This is a genomic window from Dactylosporangium sp. CA-233914 (assembly GCF_050942935.1).
In the GTDB taxonomy this organism is placed as follows: Bacteria; Actinomycetota; Actinomycetes; order Mycobacteriales; family Micromonosporaceae; genus Dactylosporangium.
In genome coordinates, this window is the sequence record NZ_CP192030.1 from 6,327,774 (window position 1) to 6,340,852 (window position 13,079).

Annotated in this window: 12 protein-coding genes; 9 read left to right on the plus strand and 3 right to left on the minus strand. The window is 73.6% G+C overall.

Annotation, left to right across the window (positions count from 1 at the left end; genetic code table 11):
• The first annotated feature begins 52 nt into the window (after window positions 1-52).
• From ACQPY0_RS28260 to ctaD, 4 genes are read left to right on the plus strand one after another with little or no spacing between them, the layout of a single operon-like run.
• Window positions 53-607 carry a vitamin K epoxide reductase family protein gene (locus ACQPY0_RS28260; RefSeq protein ID WP_432994484.1) on the plus strand — a complete coding sequence of 185 codons (555 nt, stop codon included), beginning with the start codon at window positions 53-55 and terminating at the stop codon, window positions 605-607.
• Window positions 597-1,013: an aa3-type cytochrome oxidase subunit IV gene (ctaF, locus tag ACQPY0_RS28265; RefSeq protein WP_432994486.1), complete on the plus strand. Its 417-nt coding sequence runs from the start codon at window positions 597-599 to the stop codon at window positions 1,011-1,013. Before ACQPY0_RS28260 ends, ctaF begins: the two co-directional genes overlap by 11 nt.
• Window positions 1,010-2,569: a cytochrome bc1 complex cytochrome b subunit gene (qcrB, locus tag ACQPY0_RS28270; RefSeq protein WP_432994488.1), complete on the plus strand. Its 1,560-nt coding sequence runs from the start codon at window positions 1,010-1,012 to the stop codon at window positions 2,567-2,569. The genes ctaF and qcrB overlap by 4 nt, the downstream gene beginning before the upstream one ends.
• A complete protein-coding gene (gene ctaD, locus ACQPY0_RS28275) occupies window positions 2,562-4,220 on the plus strand; it encodes an aa3-type cytochrome oxidase subunit I (protein WP_432994490.1) in 1,659 nt (552 codons plus the stop codon). The genes qcrB and ctaD overlap by 8 nt, the downstream gene beginning before the upstream one ends.
• Window positions 4,221-4,238: 18 nt before the next feature.
• On the opposite strand, the gene ACQPY0_RS28280 is transcribed toward ctaD, so the two are convergent.
• Window positions 4,239-5,690 carry a diguanylate cyclase gene (locus ACQPY0_RS28280; protein ID WP_432994492.1) on the minus strand — a complete coding sequence of 484 codons (1,452 nt, stop codon included), beginning with the start codon at window positions 5,688-5,690 and terminating at the stop codon, window positions 4,239-4,241.
• Between the two features lie 175 nt (window positions 5,691-5,865).
• Here ACQPY0_RS28280 and ACQPY0_RS28285 point away from each other — a divergent pair, with 175 nt between their 5' ends.
• The 3 genes from ACQPY0_RS28285 (at window position 5,866) to rox (ending at window position 8,507) form a co-directional block, all read left to right on the plus strand.
• Entirely contained in the window at window positions 5,866-6,273 is a 408-nt protein-coding gene (locus tag ACQPY0_RS28285; RefSeq protein WP_432994494.1) for a four-helix bundle copper-binding protein, read from the plus strand.
• 121 nt (window positions 6,274-6,394) lie between these two features.
• The gene (locus ACQPY0_RS28290) at window positions 6,395-6,931 is read left to right on the plus strand and encodes a putative immunity protein (RefSeq protein WP_432994496.1); all 537 of its coding nucleotides are present in this window, start codon (window positions 6,395-6,397) and stop codon (window positions 6,929-6,931) included.
• Window positions 6,932-7,079: 148 nt separating this feature from the next.
• On the plus strand, window positions 7,080-8,507 hold the full coding sequence (gene rox, locus ACQPY0_RS28295) for a rifampin monooxygenase (protein WP_432994498.1): 1,428 nt from the start codon (window positions 7,080-7,082) through the stop codon (window positions 8,505-8,507).
• Between the two features lie 158 nt (window positions 8,508-8,665).
• Here rox and ACQPY0_RS28300 read toward each other — a convergent pair whose 3' ends face one another.
• Window positions 8,666-8,896 (minus strand): hypothetical protein, encoded by a 231-nt coding sequence (locus ACQPY0_RS28300; RefSeq protein WP_432994500.1) that lies wholly within the window; start codon window positions 8,894-8,896, stop codon window positions 8,666-8,668.
• 11 nt (window positions 8,897-8,907) lie between these two features.
• The gene (locus tag ACQPY0_RS28305) at window positions 8,908-11,004 is read right to left on the minus strand and encodes an MMPL family transporter (protein ID WP_432994502.1); all 2,097 of its coding nucleotides are present in this window, start codon (window positions 11,002-11,004) and stop codon (window positions 8,908-8,910) included.
• Window positions 11,005-11,137: 133 nt separating this feature from the next.
• Here ACQPY0_RS28305 and ACQPY0_RS28310 point away from each other — a divergent pair, with 133 nt between their 5' ends.
• The gene (locus ACQPY0_RS28310) at window positions 11,138-12,313 is read left to right on the plus strand and encodes a sensor histidine kinase (protein ID WP_432994504.1); all 1,176 of its coding nucleotides are present in this window, start codon (window positions 11,138-11,140) and stop codon (window positions 12,311-12,313) included.
• A 21-nt stretch (window positions 12,314-12,334) separates the two neighbouring features.
• Window positions 12,335-13,015 carry a response regulator gene (locus tag ACQPY0_RS28315; protein WP_432994506.1) on the plus strand — a complete coding sequence of 227 codons (681 nt, stop codon included), beginning with the start codon at window positions 12,335-12,337 and terminating at the stop codon, window positions 13,013-13,015.
• The last annotated feature ends 64 nt before the right edge of the window (window positions 13,016-13,079 follow it).

The following is a 13,079-nucleotide window of genomic DNA, read 5'->3' on the forward strand; positions in this document are numbered from 1 at the left end:
GAGCGCGGTTGGGTAGCCGCCTGCCCGGACGCGTCGGCGGGAAGGATCGTGCATGGTATTGGCCGGCTGGGACTTCATCGGGTGGGCTTTCGAGGGGCCCTCGGCCTGGCCGCGACGGGCCGCGGTCGTCGTACTCGCGTTCTGCGGGCTGGTGGTGTCGCTGCAGCTGGCCTTCTTCCAGTACCGGCTGGTGCCGTCGGTGTGGGAGCCGTGGTTCGGGGACGGCAGCGTCCGGGTGCTGGACTCGGCGTTCTCGCGGTCCCTGCCGGTGCGCGACGCCGCGGTCGGTGCCGCCGCCTACCTGGCCGAGCTGGTGCTGGAGCTGTCCGGCGGCGTCACCCGGTGGCGGCGCCGGCCGTGGCTGGTGCTGCTGCTCGGGCTCCTCGCCGCCGCGATGGCGGTGGCCGCGCTGGGCCTGGTCGCGCTGCAGGCGTTCGCCATCATGGCGTTCTGCACCCTGTGTCTCGTCTCGGCCGCCATATCGCTCAGCGTGCCGTTGTTCGTCGTCGACGAGGTGGCGGCGACGTGGCGGCAGGTGCGCCGCGGCCGCCGGTACGGGCTGTCGTGGGTCCGGGCCGTCCGCGGGGGCGACGTGGATGCGCACTGAGGCCAAGGTGTTCGGCGCGATCACCGCGTTCATGTTCGTGGCGGCCATCGTGTACTTCGTGTGGACCGGCATCGAGGGCCGCCCCGAGTATGCGGGCACGCTCGCGCTCGGCGTGTCCGGCCTCATGGGCCTGCTGTGCACGGTGTACTTCTGGCTGGTCGCCCGGCGCATCCCGCCGCGGCCCGAGGACCGGCCGGGGGCGGTGATCGCCGACGGGGCGGGGACCATCGGGTTCTTCGCGCCGCCCGGCTTCTGGCCCGCGGGCATCGCGGTGTCCGTGGCGGCCGCGGCGGTCGGTCTCGCGGTCAGCCAGTGGTGGCTGCTCGGCGCCGGCGTGCTGGCGGCCCTGATCGCCATCACGGGTCTCGCCCTGGAGTTCTACGCCGGCAGCCAGGAGTCGCGGTGAGGAAGGCGCGCGCGGCCCGGTCGACGCGGGCGGCCCTGGCCCTGGACGAGCGGTTCCAGGCGGCCACGCCGCTGCGGGGGATGGTCAACAAGGTGTTCCCCGACCACTGGTCGTTCATGCTGGGTGAGCTGGCGCTGTACTCGTTCGTCATGCTCGTGCTGACCGGCACCGTGCTGTCGCTGTTCTTCGACCCGTCGATGCGCGAGGTCATCTACGACGGCTCGTACACCCCGTTGCGCGGGATGCCGATGTCCGCCGCCTACGACTCGACGCTGCGCATCAGCTTCGACATCCGCGGCGGCCTGTTCCTGCGCCAGATCCATCACTGGGCCGCGAACCTGTTCATGGCCGCGATCGTCGTGCACATGGCCCGGATCTTCCTCACCGGCGCGTTCCGCAAGCCGCGCGAGATGAACTGGGTCATCGGCATCATCATGTTCTGGCTGGGCTTCATCGAGGGCTTCGCCGGCTACTCGCTGCCCGACGACGGGCTGTCCGGCACCGGCCTGCGCATCGCCGCGAGCATCGTGCAGTCCCTGCCGATCATCGGTACGTGGGTGTCGACCGCGCTGTTCGGCGGCGAGTTCCCCGGTGAGGTGATCGTCGGGCGCCTCTACATCGTCCACGTCCTGCTCGTGCCGGGCGCCCTGGTCGCGCTCATCAGCGTGCACCTGGGCCTCATCGTCAAGCAGAAGCACACCCAGTGGCCCCGGCCCGGGCACACGAACGGCAACGTGGTCGGCGAGCGGATGGTGCCCGGGTTCGCCGGCCGCTCGACCGGCCTGGCGATCATGCTGTCCGCGGTCCTCGCCGCGCTCGGCGGCCTGGTGCAGATCAACCCGCTGTGGCTGTTCGGCCCCTACCAGGCCGCGGTCGTCTCCTCGGCCAGCCAGCCCGACTGGTACGTCATGTTCCTCGACGGCGCCCTGCGGCTCATGCCGCCGTGGGAGCTGCGCGCGTTCGGCTACACGCTGTCCCCGGTGTTCTGGCCCGGCGTCGTGCTGCCCGGCGTGCTGACGCTGCTCGCCGTGGGGTACCCGTTCGGCAGCTCGTGGCGGCACCGCGGCCAGGGGTACCACAATCTGCTGCAGCGCCCCCGCGACGCCCCGACCCGCACCGCGGTCGCCGCCATGGCGGGCACCTTCTTCCTGGTCATGGTGGTGTCGGCGGCCAACGACCTCATCGCCTACAAATTCAGCATCAGCCTCGACGCCATGGTCTGGGCCGGCCGCATCGGCGCCGTGCTGCTGCCGCCGCTGGCGTTCTACCTCGCCCGCCGGCTGTGCCTGGGCTTCCAGCAGCAGGACCGCAAGCGCCTCGCCCATGGCGTGGAGACCGGCCTGGTCGTCCGCATGCCCGACGGGGAGTACCGCGGGATCGAGCAGCCCCTCGCCCCCGAGCGGGAGCTGCCGCTGCCGTACACCGGATGGGTGGTTCCGAAACGCATGAAGCGCCTCGGCGCGCTCCCGCCGGCCCCGAAGGGCTTCATGGTCCCGATCGAGCGGGGCGTGCGGCCGGCCATCGAGCGGAAGGAGAAGGAGGCCGTCGATGAGTGACCGCGCGGTCGTGCCCGTCGACCCGGTGCACACGCCGCGGCTGCCGGGCCCGCTGCGGCGCACCACGCCCGGCAACCGCCTCGTGGAGCTGCTGTCGACCACCGACGCCAAGCAGATCGGCCTCATGTACCTCGTGACGTCGTTCGGGTTCTTCATCATCGGCGGCATTCTGGCCATGCTCATGCGGGCCGAGCTCATGCGCCCCGGGCTGCAGTTGATGTCCACCGAGCAGTACAACCAGCTGTTCACCATGCACGGCACGATCATGCTGCTGCTGTTCGCCACCCCGTTGCTGTTCGGCTTCGGCAACTTCCTGGTGCCGCTGCAGATCGGCTCCGCCGACGTCGCCTTCCCGCGGCTCAACGCCCTCGCGTACTGGCTGTACCTCACCGGCGGCCTGGTCACCATCGGCGGTTTCGCCACGCCGGACGGCGCCGCCGACTTCGGCTGGTTCGCCTACGCGCCGCTCAACAGCCACACCCAGTCCCCGGGCATCGGCGGCGACCTGTGGGCCATGGGCCTGGCCGTCTCCGGTGCCGGCACGGTGATCGGCGCCGTCAACATGATCACCACCGTGATCACGCTGCGCGCGCCCGGCATGACCATGTTCCGGATGCCGATCCTGACCTGGAACATCCTCGTCACCGCGGTGATGATCCTCCTGGCGTTCCCGGTCCTCACCGCCGTGCTGCTGGTCCTGGAGGCCGACCGCAAGCTGGGCGCGCACGTCTTCGACGCCTCCGTCGGCGGGGCGATGCTGTGGCAGCACCTGTTCTGGTTCTTCGGCCACCCCGAGGTGTACATCGTGGCGCTGCCGTTCTTCGGCATCGTCACCGAGATCCTGCCGGTCTTCTCCCGCCGCCCCGTCTTCGGCTACAAGGGACTGGTCGGCGCCACGATCGCGATCGCCCTGCTGTCGATGAGCGTCTGGGCGCACCACATGTTCGTCACCGGGCAGGTGCTGCTGCCGTTCTTCTCGTTCCTGTCGTACCTCATCGCCGTCCCGACCGGCATCAAGTTCTTCAACTGGATCGGCAGCATGTGGCGCGGCCAGCTGACGTTCCAGACGCCCATGCTGTGGTCGCTGGGCTTCCTGGTGACGTTCCTGTTCGGCGGCCTGTCCGGGGTCCTGCTCGCCTCGCCGCCGATGGACTTCCACGTCAGCGACACCTACTTCGTCGTCGCCCACATGCACTACGTGCTGTTCGGCACGATCGTCTTCGCCGCGTTCGCCGGCGTGTACTTCTGGTTCCCGAAGTTCACCGGCCGCATGCTCAACGAGCGCCTCGGCAAGATCCACTTCTGGCTGACGTTCGTCGGGTTCCACACCACGTTCCTGGTGCAGCACTGGCTCGGCACCCGCGGCATGCCCCGCCGCTACGCCGACTACCTGCCCACCGACGGGTTCACGACGTGGAACACCATCTCCAGCATCGGCGCGTTCATCCTCGGCGTGTCGATGCTGCCGCTGCTGTACAACCTCTGGTCGTCCTGGCGCTTCGGCCGCATCGTCGAGGTCAACGACCCGTGGGGCTACACCAACTCCCTGGAGTGGGCCACGAGCTGCCCGCCGCCCCGGCACAACTTCACCCGCCTGCCCCGCATCCGCTCCACCCGCCCGGTCTTCGACGACGTGCACGGCGAGCATTGACCCGTCCGGTTCCGCGGCTCAGGCGGCGAGCGCACCGGAGTCCGCGGCGAGCGTGACCCGGTTGCGACCGGCGCGTTTGGCGGCGTAGAGGGCCTCGTCGGCGCGGGCGACGAGCTCGTCGGAGCCCTCACCGGCGGCGAGGGTGGCGACCCCGGCCGAGAACGTCTGCTCGTGCGGCGTCGCCGCGCGCATCCGGTCCAGGATGCGCCGGGCCTCGCCGGGGGTCGCGTCCGGCAGCAGGACGATGAACTCCTCGCCGCCGTAGCGGGCCAGCAGGTCGGCCGCGCGCAGGCAGCCGCGCCAGGCTGCGGCGGCCTCCTTGAGCAGCCGGTCGCCGGCCGGGTGGCCGTGGGTGTCGTTGAAGCCCTTGAAGTGGTCGAGGTCGAGGAGCGCGACGGTGAGGGGCACCCGGCCGCGGCGGGCGCGTTCGAGGGCCCGGGGCAGCTCGGCGGTCCACGCCCGGCGGTTCGGCAGCCCGGTCAACTCGTCGGTGACGGCGAACTCGCGGACCATGCGCGACTGCAGGTCGAGCTGGGTCAGCACCTGCGACATGCGGGCCACGACGAGCAGGAACAGCGCGACGCAGCCGATGGCGATGGCCATCGCGTCGTCGATCCGGCCGGTCAGCGCCTCGGCGAACAGCAGTCCCGGGGCGACCAGCGAGGTCGCGGTGAGCACGGCCAGCATCCGGCGGCTGGGCCGGGTCGGCCGCGGCGGGGCCGGGCGGGCGAGGGTGCGCACGTCCGGGTTCAGGGCCGCGGCGCCGAAGGCGAGGTACCCGACCAGGAACACGTCGGCGAGGACCGTGTGGGCGAACGGGCCGGGCTGCCAGTGCATCGCGTTGACGACGGCCCAGGCGGTGTCGCCGCCGAGGAACGCGGCCAGGGCGGTGCACAGCATCCGGAACGCGGTGCTGCCGGCGGCGCCGTCGAGCAGGAGGCGGACCATCATGACGACCAGCAGGAGGTCGCCGACCGGGTAGGCGACGCTCACCAGGTGGCCGAGCAGGCCGATGTCGGGGTCGGCGGCGGCCGGCTTCACCATGAAGATCCAGGCGAGCAGCCCGATGCCGGTGGTCAGCGTGCCGGCGTCGACGAGGGTGGGCCAGTCGCGCCGCGGGGTGCGCCGGCGGATGAGCAGGAGCAGGCCGGCCGCGGCGAACGGGTACAGCGACAGGTAGGCGGCGTCGGCCCACGACGGGAACCCGGGCTCGGCCTGGCTGCGGGTCAGGATCGTCTCCACGCCGATCCCGCTCGCGTTGCCGGCGACGCCGGCCGCGATGAGCCACCAGGCCGCGGGCGCTGCGGGCCGGTGCCGCCGGACGCCGACGACGAGGGCCGCGGCGCCGAGCCAGCCGGCCCCGACCTGCCACAGCGCCTGAGCCAGGCTGCCGTCGGGGACGGCGAGGAACCCGAGCAGCACCACCACGGCCGCGGCGAGGTAGCCCCGGGTGAGCCGGCTGCTTACCACTGGTACTCCTCTGCGCTGGGACGTTCGGGTGACGCTGATCAGTTCGGCAGCTCCGGGCGATGCTGTGTTGCGGCCCTGGTGCGAAGCGAGCGCGGTTCAGGCGCCCGCCGATCAGCCGCATGAACGTGCGCCAGGCGGGTAGCGCCGAGCCGACACGACCTGAAGGGGGAACTCGATGACGGCCACGACCCTGCCGATGCTGGAGACGTACCCACAGCCGATCAACCTGGACCGGGCCAGGCTCGCCGCGACGATCGACACCCTCGTGGCGTGCGCCGAGGCGTGCACGGCCTGCGCCGACGCGTGCCTGAGCGAGGACACCGTCTCCGAGCTGACCAAGTGCATCCGCACCGACCTCGACTGCGCGGACATCTGCGCCGCGACGGCGCGCGTGCTGTCCCGGCGCACCGGCTACGACGCCACGGTCAGCCGCGCGCTGCTGGTCGCCTGCGCGACGGCGTGCCGCAGCAGCGGCGACGAATGCGCCCGCCACGCGGACATGCACGAGCACTGCCGCCTGTGCGCCGCGGCCTGCGCCGAGGGGGAGGCGGCCTGCCGTGACCTGCTGACGGCGATGGGCTGATCGGGCGGGCGGGGCGGTGCTGCAGGCCCCGCCCCACCCTCGTCTTGAGGGTCGGCCGTACGTTCTCCGCTGACGTCGCGGACCAAGTTTCAACCGGCGGTTCAGCGATACGGTCGATGGCATGATCGAGCTCAGCCTGGCTGAACTGCGTGAGGTCGCGGGCTTCGCCGTGGCCTGCGCGGAGCCCACCCTGGCGATCTTCGAACGCGACTGCCCCGACGACCCGCGCGCACGGGCCGCGCTGGACGAGGCCCGCGGCTTCGCGGCCGGGGGCGACCGGACGAAGGCGCTGCGGGTGACCGCCCTGGCGGCGCACCGGGCGGCGCGGACGGCCCAGGAGCTGGGTCGACCGGCCGCCGCCGACGCGGCGCGGGCCGCCGGCCACGCGGCGGCGGCCGCGTACCTGCACCCGCTGGCCAAGGCCACCCAGGTCTGGCACATCCTCGGCTCGGCCGCCCACGCGGCCCGCGCGGCCGAACTCGACGCCGGCGACGACCGCGCCGCCGGCACCGCCTGCCTCGAGCGGGCGACCGGCCTGGCGAGCCCGGTCGTGGTGAGCGTCCTGACCCGCTACCCGAACGCCCCGACCGGCGGCGGCCGCCCGGCGCAGCTGCTACGGCAACTGGACGCAGCGCTGCGCGTCGCGGGCGGGTGCTGACAAACGAAAAGGCAAGGAGAGCTTCGCTCCTCGCCATCCCCAACGTATACCAGGCCCATGGTCTTGTGGCAAGGCCCGGGTCGGGGTGCAGAATCGTCGGCCGGGGCCGGCTTCTGCCGGGAAAACGCCGATTCGTGGGGGACTCTTCGTGATTGATGTGATCGTGGCCGGTGGTGGGCCGACGGGCATGATGCTCGCCGGTGAGTTGCGGCTGCGCGGGGTGCGGGTCGTCGTGCTGGAGAAGGAGGCGGGGCCGATCCCGGTGGTCCGGTCGCTCGGGCTGCACGTGCGCAGCATCGAGATCATGGATCAGCGCGGCCTGCTCGACCGGTTCCTCGCCAACGGCAAGCAGCACCCGGTGGGCGGGTTCTTCGCCGGGATCGACAAGCCCGCGCCGGAGCGGCTGGACACCGCGCACGGCTACGTGCTCGGCATCCCGCAGACCGTCACCGACCGGCTGCTGGCCGAGTGGGCCGGCGAGCTCGGCGCCGAGATCCGGCGCTCCTGCGAGGTCGTCGGGCTCAGCCAGGACGACGACGGGGTGAGCGTGGAGCTGGCCGGCGGGGCGCGGCTGCGGGCGCGGTACCTCGTCGGGTGCGACGGCGGGCGCAGCACCGTGCGCAAGCTGCTCGGCGTCGGCTTCCCCGGCGAGCCGGCCCAGGCCGAGACGCTGCTGGGGGAGATGGAGGCGGGCGTGGCGCCGGAGACGGTGGCCGCCGTCGTGGCCGAGGTCCGCAAGACGCAGAAGCGGTTCGGCCTCGGGCCGGTCGGCGACGGGGTGTACCGCGTCGTCGTGCCCGCCGACGGAGTCGCCGAGGACCGCGCGGTCGCGCCGACGCTGGAGGAGTTCCGGGGCCAGCTGCGGGCGTACGCCGGCACGGACTTCGGCGTGCACTCGCCGCGCTGGCTGTCGCGGTTCGGCGACGCCACGCGGCTCGCCGAGCGGTACCGGGTCGGCCGGGTGCTGCTGGCCGGCGACGCCGCGCACGTCCACCCGCCGGCCGGCGGGCAGGGGCTCAACCTCGGCATCCAGGACGCGTTCAACCTCGGCTGGAAGCTCGCCGCCGCGGTTGGCGGGTGGGCGCCGGCGGGGCTGCTGGACAGCTACGAGACCGAACGGCGCCCGGTCGCCGGCGACGTGCTCAACAACACCCGCGCGCAGATGCTGCTGATGTCCACCGACCCGGGGCCGCTGGCGGTGCGCCGGCTGATGTCGGAAGTGATGGACTTCGACGAGGTGAACCGGCACCTGGTCGAGAAGATCACGGCGATCGGCGTCCGCTACGACCTCGGCGAGGGGCCCGCGCTGCTTGGCCGGCGGCTGCGGGACGTGCGGCTCAAGGACGGCCGCCTGTACGAGTTGCTGCGCGCCGGCCGCGGGCTGCTGCTCGACCAGACCGGCCGGCTCTCGGCCGCGGGCTGGGCGGACCGGGTCGACCACGCCGTGGACGTCAGCGAGGAGCTGGACGCCCCGGCGGTGCTGCTGCGGCCGGACGGACACGTCGCGTGGGTCGGCGACGACCAGCAGGATCTGCTCGCCCGGCTTTCCCGGTGGTTCGGCCCGGCCGCGGGCTGAGCGGCGGGGGCACGGGGCCTCAGTCGAGGCCGTTGGCGCGGATGACGCCGCCGTACCAGCTGCGAAGGTCACTTCGGGTGTGCGGCTGGTGCGGCGGCGTCCGATGCCAGTGCGCGCGGGCGCACCGACAGCGCGCGTCGCGCCGGGGGAGCGGCCGGTCAGCTGTCGGGGCGGATGACGAGCAGGACGGCGCCGGTCAGGGCGACCGCGGCCAGCACGATGCCGACGACGGCGCGCCCGGACCGGGCCCGGTCGCGGGTCATCGCGAGCGCGCCGGTGGCGATCGCCGCAACGGCCAGCAGCGGACCGAAGAAGGAGACGAACAGCGCCGGCACGGACGCGATGCCGAGGGCGAGGGCGATGTTGCCGTACGGTGTCGACTGCTGCATTTCTGGGCTCCTCACTCGTGTTCCAGGGCGAGCGCCGGCAGGCGGCGGGCCAGCGGCGCGGGCAGCCACCACGCCCAGCGGCCGAACAGGCGCATGACGGCGGGCAGGATCAGGCAGCGGATGACCACCGCGTCGAGCAGCACCGCCGTGGCCAGCCCGAGGCCGAACTGGCGCAGCATCCGGTCCGGGCTGAGCAGGAAGGCGGCGAAGACGACGACCATGATGGCGGCCGCGGCGGTCACCACCCGGCCGGTCGTGGCCAGCCCCTCGGTGATCGCGGCGGCGGGGTCGGGCCGGCGGCGCCAGGCCTCGTGCATGCGGGCGAGCAGGAAGACCTCGTAGTCCATCGACAGCCCGAAGACGATCGCGAAGATCATGACCGGCACGTACGCCTCGACCGGCCCGGGCTGCTCGCCCAGCGCGCCGTGCTGGAAGACCAGGGTCAGTACGCCGAGCGCGGCGCCGACGCTGAGCAGGTTGAGCGCCGCGGCCTTCAGCGGGATCAGCACCGAGCGGAACACCACGAGCAGCAGCAGGGCGGAGACGCCGACCACCACCCCGATGAACGCCGGCAGCCGCGCGGCGACCGCGCCGGCGAAGTCGACCACGGCCGCCGTGCCGCCGCCGACCAGGAACGTGGCCCCGGTTCGGGCGGCGACCGGGGGCAGGACGTCGGTCCGCAACCGCTGCACCAGGTCGGTGGTCTGCCGCGACTGCGGTCCCTGATCGGGGAAGACGATGACGGTACCGGCGCCGCCGGCCACGGCGGTGGCGACCCCGTCGGCCGCGTCCACGGCCCGCTGCGCCTCGGCGGCGGCCCGCTCGTCGCCGTCGACGACGATGATCAGCGGTCCGTTGAACCCCGGACCGAAGCCCTCGCTGAGCAGGTCGTACGCCTTGCGGCTGGTGGTGGCCGGCGCGTCGGTGCCCGCGTCGGCGAAGCCCAGCCGCAGGTCCAGCAGCGGGGCGTTGAGCGCCAGCAGCGCCGCGACGGGCAGGACGGCGGCGAGCACGGGGCGGCGCTGGACCGCGGCCGACCAGCGCCGCCATCCGCGCCCCTCGGGCCGCTCGCCGCCCGCTCGCCGGGCCACCCGGTCCGCGCGGCGGCGTACCGCCCGTTCGATGCGGCCGCCGAACACGGCGAGCAGGGCCGGCAGCAGCGTGAGCGCCGCGAGCATGGTGACGAGCACGGTCAGCGCCACCGCGACCGCCACGCCCTGCAGCGAGCCGAGTCCGAGCACCACCAGGCCGAGCAGCGCGATGATCACCGTGCAGCCGGCGAAGAACACCGTCCGGCCAGCGGTGTCCAAGGCCCGGCGTACCGCGTCCTCGCGGGCCAGCCCGGCGACCAGCTCGGCGCGGAAGCGCGAGAACACCAGCAGCGCGTAGTCGATGCCGACGCCCAGTCCGACCAGGATCATCAGCGGCGTCGTGAAGTCCGCCACGCTGGCCACGTGCGTGGCCGCCACGACCAGGCCGATCGCGCCACCGACGGCGAACACCGCGATGATGATCGGCAGGCTCGCGGCCAGCAGCGACCCGAACATCAGCACGAGGATGACCAGGGCGGCGAGCAGCCCGGCACCCTCCGAGGCGCCGCCGCCGGACTCGTCGGCCCCGCGGACGGCGTCGCCGCCGAGCTCCACCTGCAGTCCGTCGCCGGCCGCCGCGCGCGCGGTGTCGATGATCCGGCGTACGTCCCCGGCCGGCACGTCCTGCGACTGGCCGTCCAGGGTCACCGTGGCGTAGCCGATCGTGCCGTCCGTGGAGACGGCGCCCTGCGTCTGGTACGGGCTGCGCACGTCGGCCACGTGCGGCAGCGCGGCGAGCCGGTCGAGCATCGGCTCGACGCGGCCCCGCTCCGGCGCCCCGGCCAGCCCCGCCGGTGCGCGCAGCACGACCTGGACGGTGGCGCCCGCCTGCGCCGGTGCCTGGCGCCGCAACGTGTCCAGGGCCTGCTGCGACTCGGTACCGGGCAGGGAGAAGTCGTTGTGGTATCGGGCGCCGACGACCTGCGCGGCGGCCGTGACCGCGCCGAGCACGAGCACCCATGCGGCCAGCGCCCACCAGCGTCGCCGGTACGCCCATCCAGCTGTCCGTTCGAACATGTGCCGGACGCTATGGCGGACGGCCGCCGCACCGTAACACCCCGTGGTATCAAGCCACCGTACCCCCGTGGGGGGACGCGCGATCCTCCCGCGGCCGGATCCGCACTGCTCACGGCCCGTCTACGCTGGGGTCATGGTGGACACCCAGGCCCGGCGGGCGGCGGCCGACGCCGTGATCGACGCCGTGATCGCCGGCGTGGCCCTGGCGGCGACCCTGGCCATCCTCGCCGCCCGCGGCTTCGGCACTCCCGGCCCGGACGCCCGGCACCTGGACGCGCTCGGCGTCGTGCTCGCCGTGGCCTCCGCGGCGCCGCTCGCCGTCCGGCGCCGGGCACCGGCGGTGGCGTACACCGTCAGCGCCGCGGCCGCCCTGGCGCTGCTGCATCTGGGTTACCCGCTGGACGCGCCGGTGGCGACGGCGGCCGCCGGGTATGCGCTCGCCCTGGCGTACAGCGGCGCGCCGGCGGGGCCGCGGGCGCTGGCGCTCGTCGCGGTCAACGCGTTCGTGCCCGCGGTGGCGCTGGCGTACGCCTCGAGCGGGGTGCGCGTGTGGGACATCTCCACCGAGCTGCTCTCCTGGGCGGCCGTCTTCGCCGGGCTCTGGGTCGCCGGGGACCGCAGCCGGCTGCGCGTGCTGCGGCTGGCCGAGGCGCAGGAGCACGCCCGCCGGGTGCAGGCCGACGCGGAGCGCGAGCGCCGGCTCGCCGCCGCCGACGAACGCACCCGGATCGCGCGGGAGCTGCACGACTCGGCGGGCCACGCGATCAACGTGATCCTGGTTCAGGCCGGCGCCGCCCGGCTGCTGCAGCACCGCGATCCGGGCCGCACGCGGGAGGCGATCGGCATCATCGAGTCGGTGGCCCGCGACACCGTCGCCGACATCGACCGGATGGTCCGGGCACTGCGCGACGAGCGTGACCATGAGCCCATTCCCGCCGATCCGGGTGCGCTGGACGACCTGATCCGGCGATACCGCGCGCACGGGCTGAGCGTCGCCGCCGAGCTGCCGGCGCGGGCGGCACCGCTGCCGCGCAGCGTCGCCTGGGCGGCCTACCGCATCATGCAGGAGGCGCTGACCAACGCGGCGCGGCACGGCACCGGCAGCGCCGCGGTCGCCGTCCGGTTCCGCCCGGACCGGGTGGAGATCGACGTGACGAACCCGACGCCGGCGCGGGCCGCCCGGGGCGGCGACCGGGGCGGGCACGGCATCGTCGGCATGCGCGAGCGGGCCACGCTGCTGGGCGGCACCCTCCACGCCGGCGCCGCGGACGGCACGTTCCAGCTCTCGGCCGTCCTTCCCCACGCATGAGCGAAGCGAAGCGGAGGTTGCATGAGCGTGCGCGTCCTCGTTGTCGACGACGACCACCTGATGCGGGCCGGTCTGTGCGCCGTGCTCTCCACCGATGAGACCATCCGGATCGTGGGGGAGGCCGCCGACGGCGCCGAGGCCGTCGAGCGCGCGACGGCGCTCGACCCGGACGTCGTGCTGATGGACATCCGCATGCCGAACGTGGACGGGATCGAGGCCACCCGCCGGATCGTCGCCGCGGCGCCGCGGGTGCGCATCCTCGTGCTCACCACGTTCGAGGACGACGACTACGTGCTGGGCGCGCTGCGCGCCGGCGCCGCCGGCTTCGTCCTCAAACGCATCGAGCCCGAGCAGCTCATCGCCGGCATCCACGTCGTCGCCGAGGGCGACAGCCTGCTGGCGCCCCAGGTCGCCCGGACCGTCATCGAGCAGCTCGCCGGCCAGGCCGCGCCCGACGCCCGCTCGGCCCGCCGGCTGCGGCACCTGACGCCCCGCGAACGCGAGGTCCTCACCCTCATCGCCCACGGACTGTCCAATGTGGAGATCGCCAGCGCGCTCGTGGTCGAGGAGTCGACGGTCAAGACCCACGTCAAGCGGATCCTCGCCAAGCTGGAGCTGCGCGACCGCGTGCACGCCGTCATCCTGGCGTATGAGACGGGCCTCGTACGGCCCGGCGACCGGGCGATGACCCCTCCGGGGTGACGGCCGCCCGCCGGAGGGTGCCCGTGGCGGATGAAGCCGGGTTCACGTAGGCTCGTGGGCGGTG

Coding starts and splice junctions, on each gene's coding strand:
- ACQPY0_RS28300 (WP_432994500.1), bottom strand. CDS start 8,896: ATGCAGCAGTCGACACCGTACGGCAACATCGCCCTCGCCCTCGGCATC.
- ACQPY0_RS28310 (WP_432994504.1), top strand. CDS start 11,138: ATGGTGGACACCCAGGCCCGGCGGGCGGCGGCCGACGCCGTGATCGAC.
- ACQPY0_RS28305 (WP_432994502.1), bottom strand. CDS start 11,004: ATGTTCGAACGGACAGCTGGATGGGCGTACCGGCGACGCTGGTGGGCG.
- ACQPY0_RS28315 (WP_432994506.1), top strand. CDS start 12,335: ATGAGCGTGCGCGTCCTCGTTGTCGACGACGACCACCTGATGCGGGCC.
- ctaF (WP_432994486.1), top strand. CDS start 597: ATGCGCACTGAGGCCAAGGTGTTCGGCGCGATCACCGCGTTCATGTTC.
- ACQPY0_RS28260 (WP_432994484.1), top strand. CDS start 53: ATGGTATTGGCCGGCTGGGACTTCATCGGGTGGGCTTTCGAGGGGCCC.
- ctaD (WP_432994490.1), top strand. CDS start 2,562: ATGAGTGACCGCGCGGTCGTGCCCGTCGACCCGGTGCACACGCCGCGG.
- ACQPY0_RS28290 (WP_432994496.1), top strand. CDS start 6,395: ATGATCGAGCTCAGCCTGGCTGAACTGCGTGAGGTCGCGGGCTTCGCC.
- ACQPY0_RS28285 (WP_432994494.1), top strand. CDS start 5,866: ATGACGGCCACGACCCTGCCGATGCTGGAGACGTACCCACAGCCGATC.